Consider the following 21,480-nt stretch of genomic DNA (forward strand, 5'->3'; position numbering starts at 1 on the left):
ACGCGCGGATATTCAACGAACAGGGAGATTCACTGATGCCAGGCCAGCAGCGCCGCGGAGGCGGCTCCGGCGGCTCTGACCGTCGGGAACGCCGCGACCGCCAGGGCGGCGGTCCGGCCCAGGACAAGAACGCGTACGTCGAACGAGTGGTCGCCATCAACCGGGTGGCGAAGGTCGTCAAGGGCGGTAGGCGGTTCAGCTTCACCGCCCTGGTCGTGGTCGGGGACGCCGACGGCACCGTCGGTGTCGGCTACGGCAAGGCCAAGGAGGTGCCGGCCGCCATCGCCAAGGGCGTGGAGGAGGCCAAGAAGCACTTCTTCAAGGTGCCGCGGATCGGTTCGACGATCCCGCACCCGATCCAGGGCGAGGCCGCCGCGGGGATCGTGCTGCTCAAGCCGGCATCCCCGGGTACCGGCGTCATCGCCGGCGGCCCGGTCCGCGCGGTGCTGGAGTGCGCGGGCGTCCACGACGTGCTGTCGAAGTCACTTGGCTCGTCGAACCCCATCAACATCGTGCACGCCACTGTCGCGGCGCTGCGGGGCCTGATGCGCCCCGAGGAGATCGCCGCCCGCCGTGGCCTGCCCATCGAGGACGTGGCGCCGCCGGCGATGCTGCGTGCCCGCACGGTCGGGGCCGGTGCGTGATGGCCCGTCTGAAGATCACACAGATCCGTTCGGGGATCGGCGGGACCCGCAACCAGCGTGAGACGCTGCGGACCCTCGGCCTGCGCCGGATCAACGCGACGACCGAACGGGACGACCGTCCGGAGGTGCGCGGGATGATCGCTACTGTGAGTCATCTCGTCAGGGTCGAGGAGGTGGACGCGTGAGCGAGCTGACCAAGACAACCGAGCCGGAGACCGCCGATGCCCGGCGGGAGCCCAGCCTGAAGATCCACCACCTGCGGCCCGCGCCGGGTGCCCACAAGGCAAAGACCCGGGTCGGCCGTGGTGAGGCCTCCAAGGGCAAGACCGCCGGCCGCGGCACCAAGGGCTCCAAGGCCCGCAAGCAGGTCCCGGCCCGCTTCGAGGGCGGCCAGATGCCGCTGCACATGCGGGTGCCCAAGCTCAAGGGGTTCCGTAACCGCTTCCGCACCGAGTACCAGGTCGTCAACGTCGCGACGCTCGCCGAGCTGTTCCCCGACGGGGGGGAGATCGGCCTGGACGATCTCGTCCAGGCCGGTGCCGTCCGTCGTAACAGCCTGGTCAAGGTGCTCGGCGACGGAGAGATCGGGATCGCGCTGAGTGTGAGCGCCCACGCTTTCTCCGCGTCCGCCAAAGAAAAAATCACCGCTGTCGGTGGCAGCGTCACCGAGATCTAGGCCACATCCGGTGGGTGCCGGCCGGCGCGGGCGCCGCCCGCGCCGGCCAGGGATCCACCGGACACGACCTGGCCCACCGGGGCCTCGGAGGTGCTGGAGGGCTGCCCTCCGGTGTCCCGCTGCCCCGTCGGCCACGGCTGGCGGGGCAGCCAGGATCTGCTGGAGCCGTCGCGTCGCCCGAGTCCGCTGGCTTCGGGCGGCGCACTGCCGTTACCCTTACCCCGAACGCCTCGAACGCCGAGGTTGATGCCTGATGTCGCCGGCTACCGGAGGTGGAGGACAGTTCCACACCCTTCCGTATCCGCGGTGACCGGGGATGACGGGCCTGCCGCAGGCCCATGTCGGGACGAGTGGACCGTCTCTACTGTTACAGTCGGCACACCGCGCACTGCCGGTCCTATCTTCGGTCAGGGCAGTCGTCCACCGGGTGCGTTTGCCGTGACGATCAGCAGGAGGAGTCGTGCTCACCGCCTTCACACGGGCTTTCCGCACGCCTGACCTGCGCAAAAAGCTGCTTTTCACTCTCGGGATCATCATCCTGTTCCGGATCGGCAGCGTACTGCCTTCCCCCGGGGTGTCGACCAAGGCGATCAACGCCTGTCTGTCCTCGGCGAGCGCCGACAGCAGCAACGTCTACTCGCTGATCAACCTTTTCAGCGGTGGCGCTCTGTTGCAGCTGTCCATCTTCGCGCTCGGGATCATGCCGTACATCACGGCGAGCATCATCATTCAGCTGCTGGTGGTGGTGATCCCCAGGCTTGAGCAGCTGAAGAAGGAAGGCAGTTCCGGTGAGCAGAAACTCACCCAGTACACCCGTTATCTGACGATCGGGCTGGCGGTTCTGCAGGCGACCGGCATCGTCGCCCTCGCCCGCAGCGGCAACCTGTTCCCCGGCTGCGCCGCGCCGATCATTCCGGACACCAGCCTGTTCCGGATCGCGGTCATCGTGATCACGATGACCGCCGGCACCTCCCTGATCATGTGGCTGGGTGAGCTGATCACCGCCCGCGGGGTGGGCAACGGGATGTCTCTCCTGATCTTCACGTCGATCGCGGCGGCGCTGCCCTCCCAGGGCAGCCGGATCCTCCAGGTGGCCGGTGGCGTGGTCTTCGCCCTCGTCTGCCTGCTGGGGCTGGTGATCGTCGTGTTCGTCGTCTTCGTCGAGCAGTCGCAGCGCCGCATCCCGGTGCAGTATGCCAAGCGTCTCATCGGCCGCCGGATGTACGGCGGCACCTCGACCTACCTGCCCATCAAGGTCAACCAGGCCGGCATCATCCCGGTGATCTTCGCATCCGCGCTGCTGCAGCTGCCGCAGCTGCTCGGGCAGGTCTGGGACAACAAGGCCTTCCAGGACTTCGAGCAGCGCTATCTGGCTCGCGGCGACCACCCACTGTATCTCGTCAGCTATGCCGCGCTGATCGTTTTCTTCACTTACTTCTACGTGGCCATCACTTTCAACCCGACCGAGGTGGCGGACAACATGAAGAAGTACGGCGGTTTCATCCCCGGCATCCGGCCAGGACGACCCACCGCGGAGTACCTCGATCGCGTGTTGTCCAGGATCACGCTCCCGGGCTCGCTCTTCCTCGGTGCCATCACGGTCCTTCCGCTGGCGCTGTTGAACCTCACCAAACAGCAGCCCTTCCCGTTCGCCGGAACGTCAGTACTGATCATTGTCGGAGTGGGGCTGGAGACGGTGAAACAGATCGAAAGCCAGCTCATGCTCCGCAATTACGAAGGCTTCCTGCGGTAGTGCGCCTCGTACTGGTCGGACCTCCGGGCGCTGGCAAGGGCACCCAGGCCGCCTTCATCGCCCAGGCGCGGTCGATTCCCAAGATTTCCACGGGCGACATCTTCCGGGCGAACGTCCGGGAGGGCACCGAGCTGGGGGTGCTCGCCAAGCAGTACATGGACGCCGGCGACCTCGTCCCCGACGAGATCACCATCGGCATGGTCCGCAACAGGCTGGCCGAGGACGACGCGGCCAAGGGCTTCCTGCTCGACGGCTTCCCCCGCAACGTGCCCCAGGCCGAGGTGCTGGGCCAGCTGCTCGAGGAGATGGGCACGCGCCTGGACGTCGTCCTGGAGCTCGTCGTCGACGACGACGAGGTGGTGCTGCGCCTGTCCGGGCGGCGGACGTGTCGTAACTGCGGTCACATCTGGCACATCGACTTCGACCCGCCCGCGCTGGAAGGTGTCTGCGACCGCTGCAACGGCGAGCTGTTCCAGCGGGACGACGACCGCTCCGAGACGGTACGCCACCGGCTGGAGGTCTACGCCGAGCAGACCGCACCCCTGGTCGCCTACTACGCGGCGAAGGGCCTGTTGATCGGTATCGACGCGACCGGCCCGGTGGACAATGTCACCGACCGCGCTCTCGACGCCCTGCGCCACTACGCGAGCTGACGCCCGCCGGCCGCTTCGGCCCGCCCCTCCGCGGCCGGCCTGGTGCGCGGCCGGCCCGTTCCGCGGCTGGCCTGGTGCCACCCGCCCCGGTGTGGCCCTGGCTCCGTGTGGGGCATCAGGGGTGGCCGGCTGTGGTGCTACCGGCGACGTGGCAGGCACACTAGGGCGGGGTGGGGTACCGATGGCAAGCTCACGGACGCGCCGCCAAGTGGCTCCGATAGCGTGTCCTCACTGTTCGCGCCACCGGAGGCCTACGGGACGGCCGCCGTCACAGGCGGACGGGACCACAGAGCTACCAGCGATATCACAGGGTTACTAGGGATACGGACCGGGGCGACGAGCGTGGCGCGACGAGAGCATGTCCAGATCAAGACCGCGGGTGAGATCGCGAAGATGCGGGTGGCGGGGCTTGTCGTCGCGCGCGCCCTGGAGAAGCTGCGAGCGGCGGTCGAGCCGGGGATCACCACTGCGGAGCTTGACACGATCGCAGAGAAGTCGATCCGCGGCGACGGCGGGATTCCCTCCTTCAAGGGCTACGGCCGGCCGCCCTTTCCCGCGTCGATCTGCGCGTCCGTCAACGACGAGGTCGTCCACGGGATACCGCACCGCAGACGGGCGCTGCGCGAGGGGGACATCATCTCCATCGACTGCGGCGCGATCGTGGACGGCTGGCACGGCGACTCCGCGATCACGGTACCGGTCGGGACGGTGCCCCAGCAGTTCCTCGACCTGATCGAGGTGTGCGAGCAGTCGCTGTGGCAGGGCCTGGCGGCCGTGCAGCTCGGCGGGAAGCTGACCGACATCTCGGCGGCGGTCGAGCGCCACGTCCGCCCGCGGGGGTACGGCATCGTGGACCACTACGGCGGCCACGGCATCGGGACCGAGATGCACCAGCCGCCGCACGTGCTCAACCACGGGCGGCCGGGCCGGGGGATCCGCCTGGTCGAGGGGCTCGCGCTGGCGATCGAGCCAATGATCACGATAGGGCGGCCGGACACCCGGGTGCTTGGTGACGAGTGGACCGTCGCCACCACGGACGGCTCCTGGGCCGCGCACACCGAGCACACGGTCGCGGTGACCCCACGCGGGCCCTGGGTGCTGACGGCCCTCGACGGTGGCGCGGCGAAGTTCGCCGAACTGGGGGTCGCCTGCGGACAGCCGGTCGGGACGCCCGCGTCCTGAGGCCGTCACCGGTAGCTCGCCGTGATCCGCTGCCGGCACGATCGCTGTCCTCCGGTCGCCGCCGACGGCAGTGATCGACGCTGCTGATCGACGCTGGTGACGGAGCCAGGTTGGCCCTTGACGAGTGGGCCACGTACACTTGAAAGCCGACGGTTAGCGGGACATCGATGTTCGCGAGATATTGATGTTCGCGAGATGTTGATGTTCGTCTGTGTCCACCGTCGGACACTCGAGGGTAGGACAGCGGAGGACATGCCGAAGAAGGACGGGGCTATCGAGATCGAGGGCCGAGTCGTGGAGCCACTCCCGAACGCGATGTTCCGGGTCGAGCTCCAGAACGGTCATCGGGTACTCGCCCACATCAGTGGCAAGATGCGTCAGCACTACATCCGGATCCTTCCAGAGGACCGGGTCGTGGTGGAGCTGTCGCCCTACGACCTGTCCCGTGGTCGGATCGTCTACCGCTACAAGTAAGCTCTCTGGCTACCGGCGGCGTGACGCTGCTTCTCGACGTCGTCGGCAGCCTGTGACACCACAGCCATTCGCAGACGCACCTGAAGCGGCTGCGCAAGGGAGGTCCGTGCAGCCGTGAAGGTCAAGCCGAGCGTCAAGAAGATCTGTGACAAGTGCAAGGTGATCCGTCGCCATGGCCGCGTGATGGTCATCTGCGACAACCTGCGCCACAAGCAGCGCCAGGGCTGACAGCCTCGGCGGATGGCCTGAGGCCGGTGTCCACGGCCACGGCCATCTGCTGCCGGGGCGATGCCCGTCCAAGCGTCACCAGGCCGCGGTATGCGGTATCCACCCCCGGTCGGAGGCCGGGGCCCGGGCCGGCGCACACGTCGTCGGCACGGGACGGAGACGCTCAAGACCTCCGGTAAAGGAAGGAAACACCTGGCATGGCACGCCTGTCCGGCGTAGACCTCCCGCGTGACAAGCGGGTGGAGATCGCTCTGACCTATATATTCGGGATCGGCCGCAGCCGTTCCCTGGAGACTCTTGCCGCCACCGGGGTCAGCCCCGACACGCGCGTCCGGGACCTGACCGACGAGGAGATCGTCCGGCTCAGGGAGTGGATCGACGCGAACTACCGGGTCGAGGGTGACCTGCAGCGGGAGGTGCGCCAGGACATCCGCCGGAAGATGGAGATCGGCTGCTACCAGGGCCTGCGGCACCGGCGCAACCTCCCCGTCCACGGCCAGCGGACGCACACCAACGCGCGTACCCGCAAGGGCCCGCGCCGCGCCATCGCCGGTAAGAAGAAGGCCGGCAAGAAGTAAGCCAGTAGTCAGCCGCCCCGGCCGGCAGCCGTCGACGGTGGCCATGGCCAGGCGCTGACCGACGACCTCGTAAACGGAGATCACGAAAGCATATGCCGCCAAAGACGCGTGCCGCCGGCATCAAGAAGGTCCGGCGCAAGGAGAAGAAGAACGTCGCGCACGGCCACGCCCACATCAAGAGCACCTTCAACAACACGATCGTGTCGATCACCGACCCCAGCGGGAACGTGATCTCCTGGGCGAGCGCCGGCCACGTCGGATTCAAGGGATCGCGCAAGTCGACCCCCTTCGCCGCCCAGATGGCCGCGGAGAACGCCGCCCGCAAGGCGCAGGAACACGGAATGCGCAAGGTGGACGTCTTCGTCAAGGGCCCCGGCTCGGGACGGGAGACCGCGATCCGCTCCCTGCAGGCGGCCGGTCTCGAGGTCGGCGCGATCCAGGACGTCACCCCGACCCCGCACAACGGCTGCCGGCCGCCCAAGCGGCGCCGAGTCTGACCAGCGGGATCCGGTGACAGACAGGATCTGACAACAGAGCAGTACCGCGGCTGTCGGTGGCGCGACACGGAGCATGACCGCGCCACCTCCGGTCGGGTTCGCGCCAGCAGCACCAGGGCCTCGAAGGCCTCCGGTGGCGCGAAGAAGCACATCCTCGCGCCACCCCTGGCCGAAAAAGGAGAGAAGGACAAGCATGGCCCGCTACACCGGCGCGGACTGCAAGCGCTGCCGCCGTGAGAAGACGAAACTGTTCCTCAAGGGCAGCAAGTGCGAATCGCCCAAGTGCCCGATCGAGATCCGCCCCTACCCCCCGGGTGAGCACGGCCGCGGCCGTACCAAGGACTCCGAGTACCTGCTGCAGAAGCGTGAGAAGCAGAAGTGCGCGCGCATCTACGGCGTCCTGGAGAAGCAGTTCCGCGGCTACTACGACGAGGCCAACCGGCGCACCGGCAAGACCGGTGACGAGCTGCTGAAGATCCTCGAGTCGCGGCTGGACAACGTCGTGTACCGCGCCGGCTTCGCTCCCTCCCGGGACGCCGCGCGCCAGGCCGTCCGCCACGGCCATGTCGTGGTCAACGGTGGCAAGGTCGACATCCCCAGCTACCGGGTCAGCGAGAACGACATCGTCGAGATCGCGCCCAAGGCGCGCGAGCTGACCCCGTTCATCATCGCCCGGGAGACCGCGGGCCAGCGCACCCCGCCGCCCTGGCTGGAGGTCATTCCCAGCCAGCTGCGGGTGCTGGTGCACTCGCTGCCGGCCCGGCAGGTGATCGACACCCAGGTGCAGGAGCAGCTCATCGTCGAGCTCTACTCCAAGTAGGCCATACCGGGGCAGGCCATGCCTCGGGCAGGCCGCACCGCACCGGGCCCACCGCCGGGCCCGGTGCGGACATCCCGTTCCGGATGGTCCACACTGGAACGGGTACGACGTGGACGGGACGGACAGAGGTCCCGCCCACGGGCTCCGACTGGAGTCGTAGTCACGGCGTCATATAGCGGTCGTCGTGTTCGGAAGGACGTACACCATGCTTATCGCCCAGCGTCCGACGCTGATCGAGGAGCCGATCTCGGAGTTCCGCTCGCGGTTCGTCATCGAGCCGCTGGAGCCGGGTTTCGGCTACACCCTCGGCAACTCGCTGCGCCGGACCCTGCTGTCCTCCATCCCCGGCGCGGCGGTGACCAGCATCCGTATCGACGGGGTGCTGCACGAGTTCTCCACCGTTCCCGGCGTGAAGGAGGACGTCACCGACCTGATCCTGAACCTGAAGGAGCTGGTCGTCAGCTCGGAGAACGACGAGCCGACCGTGATGTACCTGCGCAAGCAGGGCCCGGGAGCGGTGACCGCGGCGGACATCGCCCCGCCGGCCGGCGTCGAGGTCCACAGCCTCGACCTGCTGCTGGCCACCCTCAACGACAAGGGCAAGCTCGAGATCGAGCTGACCGTCGAGCGCGGTCGCGGCTACGTCAGCGCCGCCCAGAACAAGCAGCCGGGGCAGGAGATTGGCCGGATCCCGGTGGACTCCATCTACTCCCCGGTGCTCAAGGTCACCTACAAGGTCGAGGCGACCCGTGTCGAGCAGCGCACCGACTTCGACCGGCTCATCGTGGACGTCGAGACGAAGCAGTCGATCTCGCCGCGGGACGCGATGGCCAGCGCCGGCAAGACGCTCGTCGGCCTCTTCGGCCTCGCGCAGGAGCTGAACGCCGAGGCGGAGGGCGTCGACATCGGCCCGTCCGCCGCGGACGCCGCGCTCGCCGCGGACCTGGCGCTGCCGATCGAGGAGATGGACCTCACCGTCCGCTCCTACAACTGCCTCAAGCGCGAGGGCATCCACACCATCGGTGAGCTGGTGTCCCGCAGCGAGGCGGATCTGCTCGACATCCGCAACTTCGGGCAGAAGTCGATCGACGAGGTCAAGACGAAGCTCGCCGCGATGGCTCTCCAGCTCAAGGACTCCCCGCCCGGGTTCGACCCGCGGCACGCGGTGGACACCTACGGCACCGACACCTACTCGTCGGCGCCGTTCAGCGACTCTGCCGACGACGGCTCGGAGTTCGTCGAAACCGAGCAGTACTGACCGAGCGGTACCAGCCGGAGCGGTACCAGCCGGAGCGGTACTGATGAACAGGCACCAGGGAACAGCGGCACCCAGCAGGCAGCACCGAAGAAGCAGCGGCGCTCGGGCTGAAGGCGGCGCGGTATCATTGCCGCGCCGCCCGATGCTCCGCGTCTACTGATCTTGGTTTTTGCGTGATCGTCGACGGCGGTTGCGTGGCCCCCAGGCGGTGGCCCGCCCACGAGCTCGGGGTCTTCCTAGGGATTCCGGCGAAGCCATCCGGCGGGATAGAAGGATCGAGGAGCACCTGTCATGCCCACGCCTACCAAGGGCCCCCGGCTCGGTGGCAGCCCCGCGCACGAGCGGCTGTTGCTGGCCAACCTCGCCACCGCGTTGTTCGAGCACGGCGGCATCACCACGACCGAGACCAAGGCGAAGCGGCTGCGTCCGTACGCCGAGCGGCTGGTCACCTTCGCCAAGCGCGGCGATCTGCACGCCCGTCGGCGGGTGCTCAGGTTCGTCCGCGACAAGTCGGTGGTGCACGTCCTGTTCACCGAGATCGGCCCACGCTACGCGGACCGCAACGGTGGCTACACCCGCATCGTCAAGCTCGGGCCCCGCAGGGGAGACAACGCCCCGTTGGCCCGCATCGAGCTGGTCGAGGCGCTGACGTTCGCCCAGCAGGCGGTCCGGGAGGCCGAGCAGGCCCGGGGCACCCGCTTCGCCCCCCGTCGCCGCCCCACCGGCGCGACGGCCGAGGCCGCGGCCGACCTGGCGAAGGAGTCGCCCACCGCGGCAGCGGTTGCCGCCGAAGCCGAGGCGGCCGCCGAGGCCGACGCTCCCGTTGTCGAGGCCGTCGCCACGCCCGCTGACACCGATGCCGGCACCGAGTCGGCACCGGCGCTGCCGGTGGAGGAGCCGGTGGAGGAGAACGCCGACGACACGCCGAAGAGCCCCAGGGCCGACTGAGCTTTCAGGGGTCGACCGGGCCGGCTTTCCGGGACCGACCGGGCTGGCTGAGCCTGGCCGACAGGCCGGAACCAGCTGAAGCCGGACGAGCATCGGGGGTCCGTCCCCGGGCCGCTCGTCCGGCTTGGTCGTTGTCAGCTACTGGCCTGCTGGCATCGGTCAGACAGCGTGGGCCCCGTCCGCGGTCAGAGCCCGTGCGCAGCCCCGCTCCAGGGGGAGCCTGATCCGGCCGACAGGCCGGTAGGCCTACCGGCGACAGGCCAACAGGCTGACAGGGTCTTCCCGCGATCTTCCCGACGGTTCGTACGCTCCTCCCGTCGGCTCGTACGTCCCAACGTCCGCCGCGTTGCGCCGGGTGGCCCATGGTTGCGCAATGGTTGTCCTGGGATTGCTTCGGGGAGGGGCTCCGGCCGCCTCGACGGGACCCGCATCGCACCGGTCCACCATCTGGCGGAGGATGGTGGACCTCATGTTTCGCGTGCCGCCGTGATTCCGGTGATATCCGATGTGCTTACACCATCTTCTTTGTGTCCTGCGGGACGATATGACCCGAAGTATGATCGACAACTGTGTGACCCGAATCGTCAGGAAGCGGTGAGCGCTGTCGACGGCCTGCTCCGGCTCCGTCTCGGCCTCGCCTATGACGGCACCCCGTTCGCGGGGTGGGCACGTCAGCCCGGGCAGCGCACCGTGCAGGGTGACGTCGAGGACGCGCTGATGCGGGTGGCGCGACTGCCGGCGGTCCGGCTCACCGTGGCCGGGCGTACCGATGCCGGCGTCCACGCCCGCGGCCAGGTGGCCCACGTGGACATCCCCGACGACGTCCCGCTCGGTGGGCTTGCGCGCAGGCTCAACGGCGTGCTCGACCGTGCTGTGCGGATCACGGCCCTGGCACCGGCACCGCCGGGTTTCGACGCCCGCTTCTCCGCGCTGTCCCGCCGCTACGTCTACCGGATCGCTGACGCACCGTACGGGGTCGATCCGCTGCGCCGGCACGACACGCTGGCCTGGCCGCGTCCCCTGGATGCCGAGCGGATGGCCGACGCGGCCCTGGCCCTGGTGGGGGAGCGCGACTTCGCCGCCTTCTGCCGGCGCAGGGAGGGCGCGACCACGGTGCGCACACTGCTGCGCCTGGACGTGGCACGGGTGCCCGACGGCCATGACGGTGTGGTCGTCGCGGACGTGGAGGCGGACGCCTTCTGCCACTCCATGGTGCGGGCCCTGGCCGGTGCGCTGCTGGCGGTGGGGGAGGGGCGGCGCCCCCGCCACTGGCCGGCGGACGTCCTCGCTCGCGGTGCCCGTGACCCGGCGGTGACGGTGGCCCCGCCCCACGGCCTGACCCTCGTCGAGGTCCGCTACCCGCCCGACGCGGAGCTGGCGGCCCGGGCGGCGGTGACCCGGGCGGTGCGGGTGCCGACGAGCTCGTCCGGATGACCCTGGCCCGCACAGGCCTGCCCGCGCGGCCGTCCATACAGCCTGTCCGCACGGCGCTGCCTGTCCGCACGGCCGTCCCTCCCGGCCGGCGGCGCCTGGCGGGGTAGCGGCCCGGGGCGGGAAGGCGGGGTCAGCGTGGCCCGTGGCCGACGAGGACCCGCTGCGAGATCGGCTGGCTGGCCAACAGGGCGAGGTCGCGGCGCGCCGTGGTCAGCGCCGGGTCGGTGGGGGCGCCCTCGGCCCCGTCCGTGTAGGCCAGCTGGATCACGATCAGGTAGTGCCCGCTCACGGGGGCGGTCCGCCAGGAGTTGTCAGCGGTCGGGTTCGTCACCGCCGCGCCGGGAAGCGACTCGGCCGGCACCGGCAGGGCTGGTACGCCGCCCCGGCCCTCGGTGACGGCCTTGGCCGCGCTCGCGGCTGTGCTCGCCTCGTCCAGGACGAGTACCGAAGTGGCCGCGAGCACCCGGCGTCCGGAGGTGTCCGGCTCGGACAGGTAGACCGCCCGGACGAGCTGCCGGCACCGGTCACCCGGGAGCGTGTTGACGAGTTCGCCGGTCAGGCCCGGGCAGCCCGTGTCCAGCTTCTGCGCCAGCCGGGTGTAGGTGTGCAGGTTGAGGGTGGCCCGGGGAGCGCCGAAGAACTCGGCGGCCGTGACCGGGTCGGAGTCCGTCCGGGCGCTGTTGACGAAGGTGGGGCTGGCCGCCGACACGGTGGCGGGCGTGGCTGACGGGCCCTTGGCGTCGTCCTGGTCACGGCCTGCCAGGACGGCGATGGCCGCGACGGCCACGAGCACGACGACACCGATGATCACAGCCGGTCTGGTGAGGCGGCCCGCGGACAGGAGCCGTCCGCTGGGAGCGGTGCCGCCGGAGGGGCCGCGGCCGGTGCCGTCGACGCCGGGCGCGGCTGCCCGCGGGACAGACGGGACGGTCTGGTTGCGCTGGCGGTGTGCGTCCCCGCCGACGGAGGGCATGCCCGCGGGGCTCTCGGGCGACGCCTGGGCCACTGGCGCCGTCGAGGTTTCCGGCGAGGGCACCGGGTTCCCCGGCGACGCCGGGGCTTTCAAGGAGTTCGGGACCGTCGGTAGCGCCGCGATCTTCGAGGGGGGCGAGGGCGCTGAGGACCCTGACGATGCCGAGGCCGTCGCCGAGGTCTTCGGTGCCGTCGGGGTTTCCGGTGCCGCCGAGGCCTGCGGTGCCGCCGAGATCTCGGACGGTTTCGGCTCCCCGGCCGGCGGTTGGGCCGTGGCGGGTGCCGGCTTGCCGGAGGCGCCGTTCTTTCTGCCGACCGGCACCGTATCCCTGCTTGGCGTCACCCCGCCGTCGTCTGGCGTCTCCGGCGCCTCGCTGGTGCTCGGTGTCTCCAGCGTTGTGCCGGTGCTCGGCGTCTCCGGCGGGGTGCCGGCCGGCGGCTCCGGTGAGCCGCCGGGGATGGTCGGCGGTGCGCTGTCCGCCGGCTGGCTGTCCGCTGGCTGTTCGTCCGCGGGCTGGTTCTCCCGTGGCACGGAGCCGGTCTCGCGGGCCGTGGGCGGGGTGGCGGCTGGCACGAGCGCGCTGTCCAGCGGCTGGACCGTGGCCGCCCGGTCGAAGATCCCGGCGTCGGACGTCCACACGGGTCTGCGGATGGAGGCCGGCAGCGTGTTCAGGGGGCCGAACAGCGGGTCGTCTGCTGCCGGGACCCACGGATCCGCGGGATCCGCGGGATCCGCTGTCTCGGCGGGATCCTCGGCTGCATCCACAGCCTCTACGGCGTCCCCCGAGGCGCCTGGCGGCTGCTCTGGCTTCTCGTCCATCCCCCGTAGACTACGATGTCCGACAGATCTTTGTAGTTTTGGATGATCATTACATGAATGATCAGTGTATGGATGATCAGTGCATGGATCGGTGCATGGGGGTCCCCGGCCGGTCGTGCCGATCGCCTGGTAGCCTCAAGGACTGCCGCTCCTGTCAGGTGGCGAGGCCTGTGTTGGCCGCGCGTCCTGGCGCAGCCGGCGGCTTCTGAGCCACTCATCTGAGCGGTTCGCAGGCACGATACGCATCCGCTGACAAGAAAAGGCAGACCTGTGCGCACGTACCAGCCCAAGCCCACAGACGTCCAGCGTGCCTGGCATGTCATCGATGCCACGGACGTGGTGCTCGGCAGGCTGGCCAGCCAGGCCGCCCAGCTGTTGCGTGGCAAGCACAAGCCGACGTTCGCTCCGCACATCGACACCGGCGACTTCGTCATCATCGTGAACGCCGGCAAGGTGGCCCTCAGCGGCAACAAGCGCGAGCAGGCCAAATACCACCGCCACTCCGGCTATCCCGGCGGTCTGCGCAGCGTCTCCTACGGGTCGCTGCTGGACACCCGGCCGCAGCTCATCATCGAGAAAGCCATCAAGGGCATGCTGCCGAAGAGCAAGCTGGGCCGGGCGCAGGGCACCAAGCTGAAGGTCTACGCCGGGCCGACGCATCCGCACCAGGCCCAGCAGCCCCAGCCGTTTGCAATCACCCAGGTCGCGCAGTAAGCCGCGGACCATCTGACCAGGAAGGACAGACGACGTGGCTGTCGTGACCGACGCCCAGGGCAATCCCCGCGCCACCGGCCGGCGCAAGGAGGCTGTTGTCCGGGTACGCCTGCTGCCGGGCAGCGGCAAGTGGATTCTCAACGGGCGCTCCCTGGAGGACTACTTCCCCAACAAGGTGCACCAGCAGCTGGTCAACGAGCCGCTCAAGGCGGTGGACCGGGCCGAGTCCTACGACGTGGTCGCCCGGCTGCACGGCGGTGGGGTCTCCGGCCAGGCCGGCGCACTGCGGCTCGCGCTCGCCCGGGCGCTGATCACCGCTGAGGAGGAATCCCGCCCGGTGCTGAAGAAGGCCGGTTTCCTGACCAGGGATGCCCGGGTCAAGGAACGGAAGAAGTACGGCCTGAAGAAGGCCCGGAAGGCACCTCAGTACAGCAAGCGCTGACGTTCCGGGACGGACCGCCACCCGCCTTCGTCCTGTTCGTTCGGAATATTGTTTGCGCGCTCCGTAGCCCGCGTGGCATCCGCCCGGGCTGCGGAGTGCGCGGCTATGCTTCTCATCACGTGGTCGCGTACTCCGGAGCGTCTCTCCAGGATGGCGAACGCGTGATCGAGTCTTTTCGCGCGCATCCGGGAGTCCCAGGGCATCCGCCAGGCGAAGGAGCGTGTACGAAGAGCGCGTTCGTGCTTTTCCTCGCGTGCCCACGGGCCGTCACGATGCCGGTGGCCCGCAAGAGCGCGCGGCCATGGTCTTTCTCACGCCCTCGGCAGGTCCCGGGGAATCCGGCGGGACCGCGGTCCGCGGGCGGCGTCCGACACGGGATGAACTGACGGCGGTGACCACTATGGTGAGGCTTTTCGGTACCGACGGCGTTCGCGGAGTCGCCAACGTCGATCTTACGGCCGAACTGGCGCTGGGGCTGTCGGCAGCGGCCGTGAGGGTGCTCACCGAGCACCGTCCAGCCGGCTCCGGGCGCCCGGCCGTGGTGGTCGGGCGGGACACCCGTCCCTCGGGGGAGTTCCTGGAGGCGGCGGTCGTCGCGGGGCTCGCGTCGGCCGGTGCGGACGTGCTGCGCATCGGGGTGGTCCCCACGCCCACGGTGGCGCACGCGGTCGCCAGCTCGGGGGCGGACCTCGGCGTGATGCTCTCGGCGAGCCACAACCCGATGCCGGACAACGGCATCAAACTGTTCGCCGCGGGCGGGCAGAAGCTGCCGGACGAGATCGAGGACGAGATCGCCGAACGCCTCGCCGCGCCGGTGCCCAACCGTCCCACCGGTGCGGCCATCGGCCGGATCCGTGACGATCAGGACCTTGTCGAACGGTACGCGCGGTTCCTGCTGGCGGCCGTTCCCGTCGCGCTGACCGGCCTGCGGGTCGTGGTCGACTGCGCGCAGGGGGCCGCGTACACGCTGGCGCCGCGCGTGCTGCGGGACGCCGGGGCCGACGTGATCGCCCTGCACGCGGACGGTGACGGCACCCGGATCAACGACGGCTGCGGCGCCACCCATCTGCAGGCGCTCCAGGCGGCGGTGCTCGAGCACGGCGCCGACGTCGGTATCGCGCACGACGGCGACGCCGACCGCTGCCTGGCCGTGGACGCCAACGGCGAGATCGTCGACGGCGACCAGATCCTCGCCCTGTCCGCGCTGGGGCTGCGCGAGCACGGCAAGCTCACCGACGACACGGTCGTGGTGACGGTGATGTCGAACCTGGGCTTCCACCACGCGATGCGGGACGCCGGGATCCACGTGGTCGCGACCCCGGTCGGCGACCGCTACGTCCTGGAGGCCATGCGTGAACGGGGGCTCGCCCTCGGTGGGGAACAGAGCGGGCACGTCGTCTTCCTCCAGCACGCGACGACCGGGGACGGGCTGCTGACCGCCCTGCAGGTGCTCGGCCGGATGACCGAGACACAACGTCCGCTCGCGGAGCTCGCCAAGGTCATGACAAGGCTGCCGCAGGTGCTCGTCAACGTCCCGGGTGTGGACCGGTCGAAGGTGTCCACGTCACCGGAGCTCGCCGCCGCGGTCGCCGCGGCCGAGGCCGAACTCGGGGACGACGGCCGGGTCCTGCTGCGCCCGTCCGGCACGGAGCCGCTGGTCCGGGTCATGGTGGAGGCGCCGACCGGGGAGCAGGCCCGGAGGGTCGCCACCCGCCTGGCGGCGGTCGTCCGCGGCGCCCTGGGCTGAGACACCCCGCGAGGCGCCTGCCGGGATGCCCGGCGTGGTGCCCGCGGGCCCTGCCTGCGTCCGAAGCGTTATTACCGGCAGCGAACACCGCTATCACCACCAGTAGACGCAAAGGCGTGTAATGAGTCCTCCCCGGTGGGCGCGGGCCGCTGATTGCGTACGCTGACCGCATGTGTGGGATCATCGGGTACATCGGGGGACAGCCCGCGCTCGAGGTGGCTCTGGCCGGGCTTCGCCGGCTGGAATACCGGGGCTACGACTCGGCGGGCGTGGCCGTGGTCGTCGACGGCGGGCTGCGTACTCTGCGCAGAGCGGGCAAACTGGCCAACCTGGAAAAGGCGCTCGCCGAATCGGAGACCAGTCCACAGGGAACCGTCGGTATCGGCCATACCCGCTGGGCGACGCACGGCGGGCCGACGGACGGCAACGCGCATCCGCACACCGACTGCACCGGTGCCATCGCCGTGATCCACAATGGGATCATCGAGAATTTCGCGAGCCTGCGGGCCGGCCTGGAGCGCGACGGACACGAGCTCGTCAGCGAGACCGACACCGAGGTCGTCGCGCACCTGCTGGAGGACGAGCTCGCCACGGTGAACGCCTCGGACGGGCCCGCGGCAGCGGCCGGGGGGGCTGGGGCCGCCGGGCCCGGCGAGGAGGCCGCAGCGGCCGGGGCGAGCCGGCTGACCGAGGCATTCCGCCGGGTGTGCCGCCGCCTGGAAGGCGCCTTCACGCTGGTCGTGGTGCACCGGGACCATCCCGACGTGGTGGTCGGGGCGCGGCGTAACAGCCCGCTCGTAGTCGGTGTCGGTGCCGGCGAGGCCTTCCTGGCCAGTGACGTCGCGGCTTTCATCGCGCACACCCGCAGCGCCGTGGAGATCGGCCAGGACCAGATCGTCGAGGCCCGCCGCGACGGCGTGACCATCACCGACTTCGCCGGCAACCAGGTCGAGGGACGCCCGTACCACGTCGGCTGGGACGCCAGCGCCGCGGAGAAGGGCGGCCACCCCTACTTCATGCTCAAGGAGATCAGCGAGCAGCCGGCCGCCCTCGCCGACACCCTGCGCGGCCGTCTGTCCGGCGACGCCGAGATCGTCCTCGACGAGGAGCGCCTGTCCGCCCAGGACTTCCGTGATGTGGACAAGGTGTTCATCGTCGCCTGTGGCACGGCCTACCACGCCGGGCTCATCGCCAAGTACGCCATCGAGCACTGGACGCGGCTGCCCTGCGAGGTGGAGATGGCCTCGGAGTTCCGTTACCGCGACCCGGTCCTGGACCGTTCCACGCTGGTCATCGCCATCAGCCAGAGCGGTGAGACGCTGGACACCCTGATGGCGGTCAAGCACGCGCGGGAGCAGAAGGCCCGGGTGCTGGCGATCTGCAACACGAACGGGTCGACGATCCCGCGGGAGTCCGACGCCGTCCTGTACACCCGCTGCGGCCCCGAGGTCGGGGTGGCCTCGACGAAGACCTTCCTCGGCCAGGTGGCCGCGTGCCTGCTGGTCGGGCTGTACCTGGCGCAGGTCCGGGGGGTGCTCTACGGCGACGAGGTCGCCCGGTACGTCGAGAAGCTGCAGGCCATGCCGGCCCTGGTGGGCGAGACCCTGGCCACGATCGAACCGATGCGGGCGCTCGCGCGCACCCTCGCCGACGCCAGGGCCGTGCTCTTCCTCGGCCGGCATGTCGGCTACCCGGTCGCTCTCGAGGGCGCTCTCAAGCTCAAGGAGCTCGCCTACATGCACGCGGAGGGCTTCCCCGCCGGGGAGCTCAAGCACGGCCCGATCGCGCTCGTCGAGCAGGGGCTGCCGGTTGTCATCGTGGCGCCGTCCCCGCGGGGGCGTTCGCACCTGCACAGCAAGATTGTTTCCAACATCCAGGAGGTCCGGGCCCGCGGTGCCCGGACCATCGTCATCGCCGAGGAGGGTGACACCGTCGTGGAGCCCTATGCCGAGCACCTGATCCGGGTGCCGGCGACGCCGACCCTGTTCGCCCCGCTGGTGACGACGCTGCCGTTGCAGGTCTTCGCCTGCGAGCTGGCCCTTGCCCGCGGCCTCGACGTCGACCAGCCGCGCAACCTCGCCAAGTCCGTCACCGTCGAATAGCCGCCGTATCCGGAGCCTCTCGAAGCCCATGCCGGCCGGGCCACGAGAGGCTCCGGGTGGTGAGGCTCCGGATGGTGGAAGATGCGGCGCCGGGGCGGCGGATATGCTGGCCCGGCGCATCCAGGTGCTCGAGGGCATATCTTCGCCGGGCCTCGCCGCTGATCCGTTCCGCTGGCCTGCTGAGGTCCTGTTGAGGATTCATCAAGGGATCGCCGAGAGCCGCACGACAAGTTGTCGGATATTTGGTTTTCAGAGTGAGTTCGGCGACAAATCGCGTCGATTGATGTTCTTCTGTTGACCTGAAACAGTGTCGGCTAAGAAACTTTCTCCAGGCTCACGGACGGACTGGCCGGCTCCCCGGGCATGAGGAGCGCCGCCCGAGGGCCGTAAGGGGAACAGAACCAGATGCGCCGGCTCCCGCGAGCGGCCCGGGCGGCCCAGCTCCCGCGGATTCCCGGGGCGGCCGGGCCGGTTCCCGGGCTCGCCCTGCCGGTGGAGCGGATCCGGCGGGCTCAGCGGGCGCGGGAAGGACGTGATCGCGCCGCCGCTTGCTTCGCTGGCTGTGGTCAGCCGCGGGCGTCCGGCCCATGGCAGGCCAACGGCCGCTGCCGCCGTCCGTGCCGCGGGCGTGTCCGCGGGTGGCCCGGCCAGCCGATGATCATCAGGGTCATACGGCTGGATCGTCCGGCCGTTCGCGCACGCCCCACCCTGGCGGTCCAGGTCCCGTGTCCGGCGGGACTGCCGACCGTCGCCGCGGGCGCCGTGACCCCGCGTCCGCGGCGACAGGCTGCCACCGAAGGCGATGGGCTGCCGGGAGAAAGCATCCCTTCTGGTCATCTGTCCGGTCGTCTGCTGGGCCTGCCGGGTAGGAGGTCGCTGTCGGCGGATGTCGATGAACCCGCCACAGCCCGTGGCCGGTGGGCCTGGTTCGGGCCGGGCCGGCCCTCGGGCTCATCCGGTCGGGTGCGGACGCCGCCAGCGCGCCGCGGCCTCGCGTAGGTCCATGGCCAGAATGTCGTTGACGGCGGCGAGGTCGACCACCAGGTCGACCAGTGCCGGCCCGTCCAGGCTCTCGAGGAAGTCACGCAGGTCGATGGGCTGGCCGTCGGCGTCGTAGAAGCCGTCGTCGGTGTGGTCGACGTCGTCGCTGTCCTCGTTGGGGTCGATGGCACCCGTGGCCACCAGCGCCAGCGCGACGGCGTGCGCGCAGAACTGTTCGACGGCGCCGGTCGGACAGGTGCAGGTCGAGCCCGGTGTTCCGTCGATCACCGAGAGCTGGGTGTGGGTGAGCTGGTCGCCGTCCACGGTGCCGGACGCGCTGCTCGGGCGGATTCTCAGGTCGCCGACCCGTCCCTGCAGCGCGAGAGCGACGCCACGGGTGAACTCGCCCAGGCCCGCGAGGCGTGCGCACTCGTCCTCGTCGAAGACTGCGTGCAACGGTGTGATGGCGATGTCGTCATGTCCGTTTGGCCCCGACTGGTTGACGATCATCGGGTAATTCTACGAGACATACCGTCTACGGGTGCGGGGCCCTGGCGGTCTGCCACAGCTCACGGCCATGGTGCGCGTCCTGGCCCGCGCCCGCGGCCGCGGCTGACGGCCGACGTGGTCTCGCGACGGCCGTGCGCCCGCGCCACGGCCGCGGCCGGTGACCGGCCGTGGCACGAACCGCCGTCGTGATCGTGCGTGGGAGGCTCGGGCGCGCGGCTGTGGCGCCCGCCGTCGCGGAAGGCCGGCCGCGGGCGCCGTGACGTGGCCACCGGCCGTCTGCCGAAGGCATCGCCTCCATGGGTACCAGCAGGTATCGACGGGATGGGCGGGACGGCCCGCTGGGGAAGACGGGAGCATGGCGGCATGAGGTCTGCGCACACGGTCGCTCAGGTCCGTCAGGCCGAGGCGCGGCTGCTCGCCAGCCTGCCTCCGGGCCTGCTGATGCAGCGGGCCGTGCACGGGCTGCTGTCCCACGCGGCCCGCCGGCTCGGGCGGGTGTACGGCGCCCGGGTCGTCGTGCTGGCCGGTGGCGGCGACAACGGCGGCGACGCGCTGTGGACGGGCGCGCGGCTGGCCGCCCGGGGCGCCCGGGTGGACGCGCTCGCCCCGGGCCGGACACATTCCGCCGGGACGGCGGCGCTGCTCGCCGCGGGCGGCCGCCTGCACACGCTGCCCGGGCCAGAAGCGGCTGACGAGCAGCCACCAGGACCTGGGACGCCGGCCGGTGACGACACGGCCGCGCGGCTGCTCGCAGCGGCCGACCTCGTCCTCGACGGCCTGCTCGGCATCGGTGGCAGAGGCGGCCTGCGGCCCGGGCACGCCCGGCTGGCGGTACGCGCCCCCCGGGAACGGACCGTCGCCGTGGACGTCCCGAGCGGGGTGGACAGCGACACCGGGGCGGTGGTCGGCCCGGCGGTCCGCGCGAGCAGCACGGTGACCTTCGGCACCTACAAGCCTGGCCTGCTGGTCGGGGCCGGGGCGGAGCACGCGGGCGAGGTGGAGCTGGTCGACATCGGCCTCACTCTCCCGGCCGCGGACCTTGTCGCGCTGGACGACGCCGACGCGGACCGCCTCCGGCCCGTCCCCGTGCCGACGGACTCCAAGTACACCCGCGGGGTGCTCGGCCTGGTCGCGGGCAGCGACAGCTACCCGGGCGCGGCCGTGCTCGCCACCGGCGGGGCGCTGCGCGCGGCCGCGGGCTACCTGCGGGTGGTGAGCACCAGGGTGGCCGCCGACCACGTGCGCCGGGCGCATCCCGAAGCGGTGGTCACCGAGATCGGCCCCGGTGACGCCGACGCCGTCCTCGCGGCCGGACGGGTACAGGCATGGGCCGTCGGCCCGGGGCTGCCCGCGGACGGACACACCGCCCGGATAGTGGCCGCCCTGCTGGCCACCGACGTTCCCGTGCTGCTCGACGCCGGCGCTCTGGGCGTGTTGGCCCAGGATGCCCGCAGCGCCCGCGCGCTGCGGGAGCGCGCCGCGCCGGCCCTGCTCACACCGCACGAAGGCGAGTTCGTCCGGCTCGCGGCGGCACTCGGCTGGGACGCGGAGACGACCGTGGGCGAACTGGCCGCGGACCGGCTCGCGGTGGTGCGCCGCTGCGCCGCCGAACTCGGCGTGACCGTCCTGCTGAAGGGCAGCCGCACCCTGGTCGTCGACCGGGACGGGCGGGCGCGGGTGAACACCACGGGCACGCCATGGCTTGCCACGGCCGGCAGCGGGGACGTCCTGACCGGCCTGTGCGGCTCGTTGCTCGCCGGCGGCAGCGACGCGCTGGACGCTGGCAGCGTGGGCGCCCACCTGCACGGCCGAGCGGCCGCGCGCGCGGGCCATCCGCTGGCGGCGTCCGACCTGCCCGCGCTGCTGCGGCAGCGCCGGACGCGGTGACGGCCGGCCGTCGGCGTCGACGGCCGTGGCTTCTCCTGCCCGCCGTCCTGTCCGTCGCATGATCCCTCCTGTTGGTGATCAGTGAATTCCGGTTGCCGCGACTTCGTGGCCCGGTTCCCGTGGCGTATCGGACCGGCAGCCGGAGCGCCGGAGGGCAGCC

The 21,480-nt window shown here is 70.6% G+C and carries 22 protein-coding genes; 20 read left to right on the forward strand and 2 right to left on the reverse strand.

Features of this window, described 5'->3' with window-relative positions; all coding sequences use genetic code 11:
• Positions 1 to 35 precede the first annotated feature (35 nt).
• From rpsE to truA, 14 genes are all read left to right on the forward strand, one after another.
• A complete protein-coding gene (rpsE, locus tag AC5LUJ_RS01865; RefSeq protein ID WP_013875095.1) occupies positions 36 to 644 on the forward strand; it encodes a 30S ribosomal protein S5 in 609 nt (202 codons plus the stop codon).
• Positions 644 to 829, forward strand: coding sequence for a 50S ribosomal protein L30 (gene rpmD, locus AC5LUJ_RS01870; RefSeq protein ID WP_250282642.1), 186 nt, complete (start codon positions 644 to 646; stop codon positions 827 to 829). The genes rpsE and rpmD overlap by 1 nt, the downstream gene beginning before the upstream one ends.
• Entirely contained in the window at positions 826 to 1,320 is a 495-nt protein-coding gene (gene rplO, locus AC5LUJ_RS01875) for a 50S ribosomal protein L15 (RefSeq protein ID WP_250282610.1), read from the forward strand. Before rpmD ends, rplO begins: the two co-directional genes overlap by 4 nt.
• Before the next feature lie 460 nt (positions 1,321 to 1,780).
• Complete coding sequence (gene secY / locus AC5LUJ_RS01880) at positions 1,781 to 3,073, forward strand: preprotein translocase subunit SecY (protein ID WP_250282612.1); 1,293 nt, start codon at positions 1,781 to 1,783, stop codon at positions 3,071 to 3,073.
• Positions 3,073 to 3,726 (forward strand): adenylate kinase, encoded by a 654-nt coding sequence (locus AC5LUJ_RS01885; RefSeq protein ID WP_250282614.1) that lies wholly within the window; start codon positions 3,073 to 3,075, stop codon positions 3,724 to 3,726. The genes secY and AC5LUJ_RS01885 overlap by 1 nt, the downstream gene beginning before the upstream one ends.
• Positions 3,727 to 4,068: 342 nt before the next feature.
• The gene (gene map, locus AC5LUJ_RS01890; RefSeq protein WP_250282616.1) at positions 4,069 to 4,908 is read left to right on the forward strand and encodes a type I methionyl aminopeptidase; all 840 of its coding nucleotides are present in this window, start codon (positions 4,069 to 4,071) and stop codon (positions 4,906 to 4,908) included.
• Between the two features lie 252 nt (positions 4,909 to 5,160).
• Positions 5,161 to 5,382, forward strand: coding sequence for a translation initiation factor IF-1 (infA, locus tag AC5LUJ_RS01895; protein WP_006541558.1), 222 nt, complete (start codon positions 5,161 to 5,163; stop codon positions 5,380 to 5,382).
• Positions 5,383 to 5,496: 114 nt separating this feature from the next.
• A complete protein-coding gene (gene rpmJ, locus AC5LUJ_RS01900; protein ID WP_003956441.1) occupies positions 5,497 to 5,610 on the forward strand; it encodes a 50S ribosomal protein L36 in 114 nt (37 codons plus the stop codon).
• Positions 5,611 to 5,807: 197 nt separating this feature from the next.
• Positions 5,808 to 6,188, forward strand: coding sequence for a 30S ribosomal protein S13 (gene rpsM / locus AC5LUJ_RS01905; protein ID WP_250282618.1), 381 nt, complete (start codon positions 5,808 to 5,810; stop codon positions 6,186 to 6,188).
• A 92-nt stretch (positions 6,189 to 6,280) separates the two neighbouring features.
• Complete coding sequence (gene rpsK / locus AC5LUJ_RS01910; protein ID WP_013875088.1) at positions 6,281 to 6,685, forward strand: 30S ribosomal protein S11; 405 nt, start codon at positions 6,281 to 6,283, stop codon at positions 6,683 to 6,685.
• 193 nt (positions 6,686 to 6,878) lie between these two features.
• Entirely contained in the window at positions 6,879 to 7,505 is a 627-nt protein-coding gene (gene rpsD, locus AC5LUJ_RS01915) for a 30S ribosomal protein S4 (protein ID WP_047221581.1), read from the forward strand.
• Between the two features lie 205 nt (positions 7,506 to 7,710).
• Positions 7,711 to 8,763, forward strand: a complete 1,053-nt coding sequence (locus tag AC5LUJ_RS01920; protein ID WP_250282620.1) for a DNA-directed RNA polymerase subunit alpha — start codon at positions 7,711 to 7,713, stop codon at positions 8,761 to 8,763.
• A 291-nt stretch (positions 8,764 to 9,054) separates the two neighbouring features.
• On the forward strand, positions 9,055 to 9,711 hold the full coding sequence (rplQ, locus tag AC5LUJ_RS01925; RefSeq protein WP_250282622.1) for a 50S ribosomal protein L17: 657 nt from the start codon (positions 9,055 to 9,057) through the stop codon (positions 9,709 to 9,711).
• 594 nt (positions 9,712 to 10,305) lie between these two features.
• Positions 10,306 to 11,145: a tRNA pseudouridine(38-40) synthase TruA gene (gene truA / locus AC5LUJ_RS01930; RefSeq protein WP_250282624.1), complete on the forward strand. Its 840-nt coding sequence runs from the start codon at positions 10,306 to 10,308 to the stop codon at positions 11,143 to 11,145.
• Between the two features lie 130 nt (positions 11,146 to 11,275).
• Here truA and AC5LUJ_RS01935 read toward each other — a convergent pair whose 3' ends face one another.
• Positions 11,276 to 12,118, reverse strand: coding sequence for a hypothetical protein (locus AC5LUJ_RS01935; protein WP_250282626.1), 843 nt, complete (start codon positions 12,116 to 12,118; stop codon positions 11,276 to 11,278).
• Between AC5LUJ_RS01935 and AC5LUJ_RS01940 the strand changes: the two genes are divergently transcribed.
• From AC5LUJ_RS01940 to glmS, 5 genes are all read left to right on the forward strand, one after another.
• Positions 12,117 to 12,983: a hypothetical protein gene (locus tag AC5LUJ_RS01940; protein WP_493464365.1), complete on the forward strand. Its 867-nt coding sequence runs from the start codon at positions 12,117 to 12,119 to the stop codon at positions 12,981 to 12,983. The two genes, AC5LUJ_RS01935 and AC5LUJ_RS01940, sit on opposite strands and share 2 nt — an antisense overlap.
• A 224-nt stretch (positions 12,984 to 13,207) precedes the next feature.
• Positions 13,208 to 13,651, forward strand: a complete 444-nt coding sequence (rplM, locus tag AC5LUJ_RS01945) for a 50S ribosomal protein L13 (protein WP_250282630.1) — start codon at positions 13,208 to 13,210, stop codon at positions 13,649 to 13,651.
• A 34-nt stretch (positions 13,652 to 13,685) separates the two neighbouring features.
• Positions 13,686 to 14,093 (forward strand): 30S ribosomal protein S9, encoded by a 408-nt coding sequence (gene rpsI / locus AC5LUJ_RS01950; RefSeq protein ID WP_250282632.1) that lies wholly within the window; start codon positions 13,686 to 13,688, stop codon positions 14,091 to 14,093.
• 400 nt (positions 14,094 to 14,493) lie between these two features.
• Positions 14,494 to 15,840, forward strand: coding sequence for a phosphoglucosamine mutase (gene glmM, locus AC5LUJ_RS01955; RefSeq protein WP_250292538.1), 1,347 nt, complete (start codon positions 14,494 to 14,496; stop codon positions 15,838 to 15,840).
• 170 nt (positions 15,841 to 16,010) lie between these two features.
• Positions 16,011 to 17,942, forward strand: a complete 1,932-nt coding sequence (gene glmS / locus AC5LUJ_RS01960; RefSeq protein WP_250292533.1) for a glutamine--fructose-6-phosphate transaminase (isomerizing) — start codon at positions 16,011 to 16,013, stop codon at positions 17,940 to 17,942.
• 951 nt (positions 17,943 to 18,893) lie between these two features.
• On the opposite strand, the gene AC5LUJ_RS01965 is transcribed toward glmS, so the two are convergent.
• Complete coding sequence (locus tag AC5LUJ_RS01965; RefSeq protein ID WP_250282636.1) at positions 18,894 to 19,433, reverse strand: SWIM zinc finger family protein; 540 nt, start codon at positions 19,431 to 19,433, stop codon at positions 18,894 to 18,896.
• A 363-nt stretch (positions 19,434 to 19,796) separates the two neighbouring features.
• Here AC5LUJ_RS01965 and AC5LUJ_RS01970 point away from each other — a divergent pair, with 363 nt between their 5' ends.
• Positions 19,797 to 21,320: an NAD(P)H-hydrate dehydratase gene (locus tag AC5LUJ_RS01970; RefSeq protein ID WP_493464366.1), complete on the forward strand. Its 1,524-nt coding sequence runs from the start codon at positions 19,797 to 19,799 to the stop codon at positions 21,318 to 21,320.
• The last annotated feature ends 160 nt before the right edge of the window (positions 21,321 to 21,480 follow it).

The organism is Protofrankia sp. CiP1_Cm_nod3 (assembly GCF_982290655.1).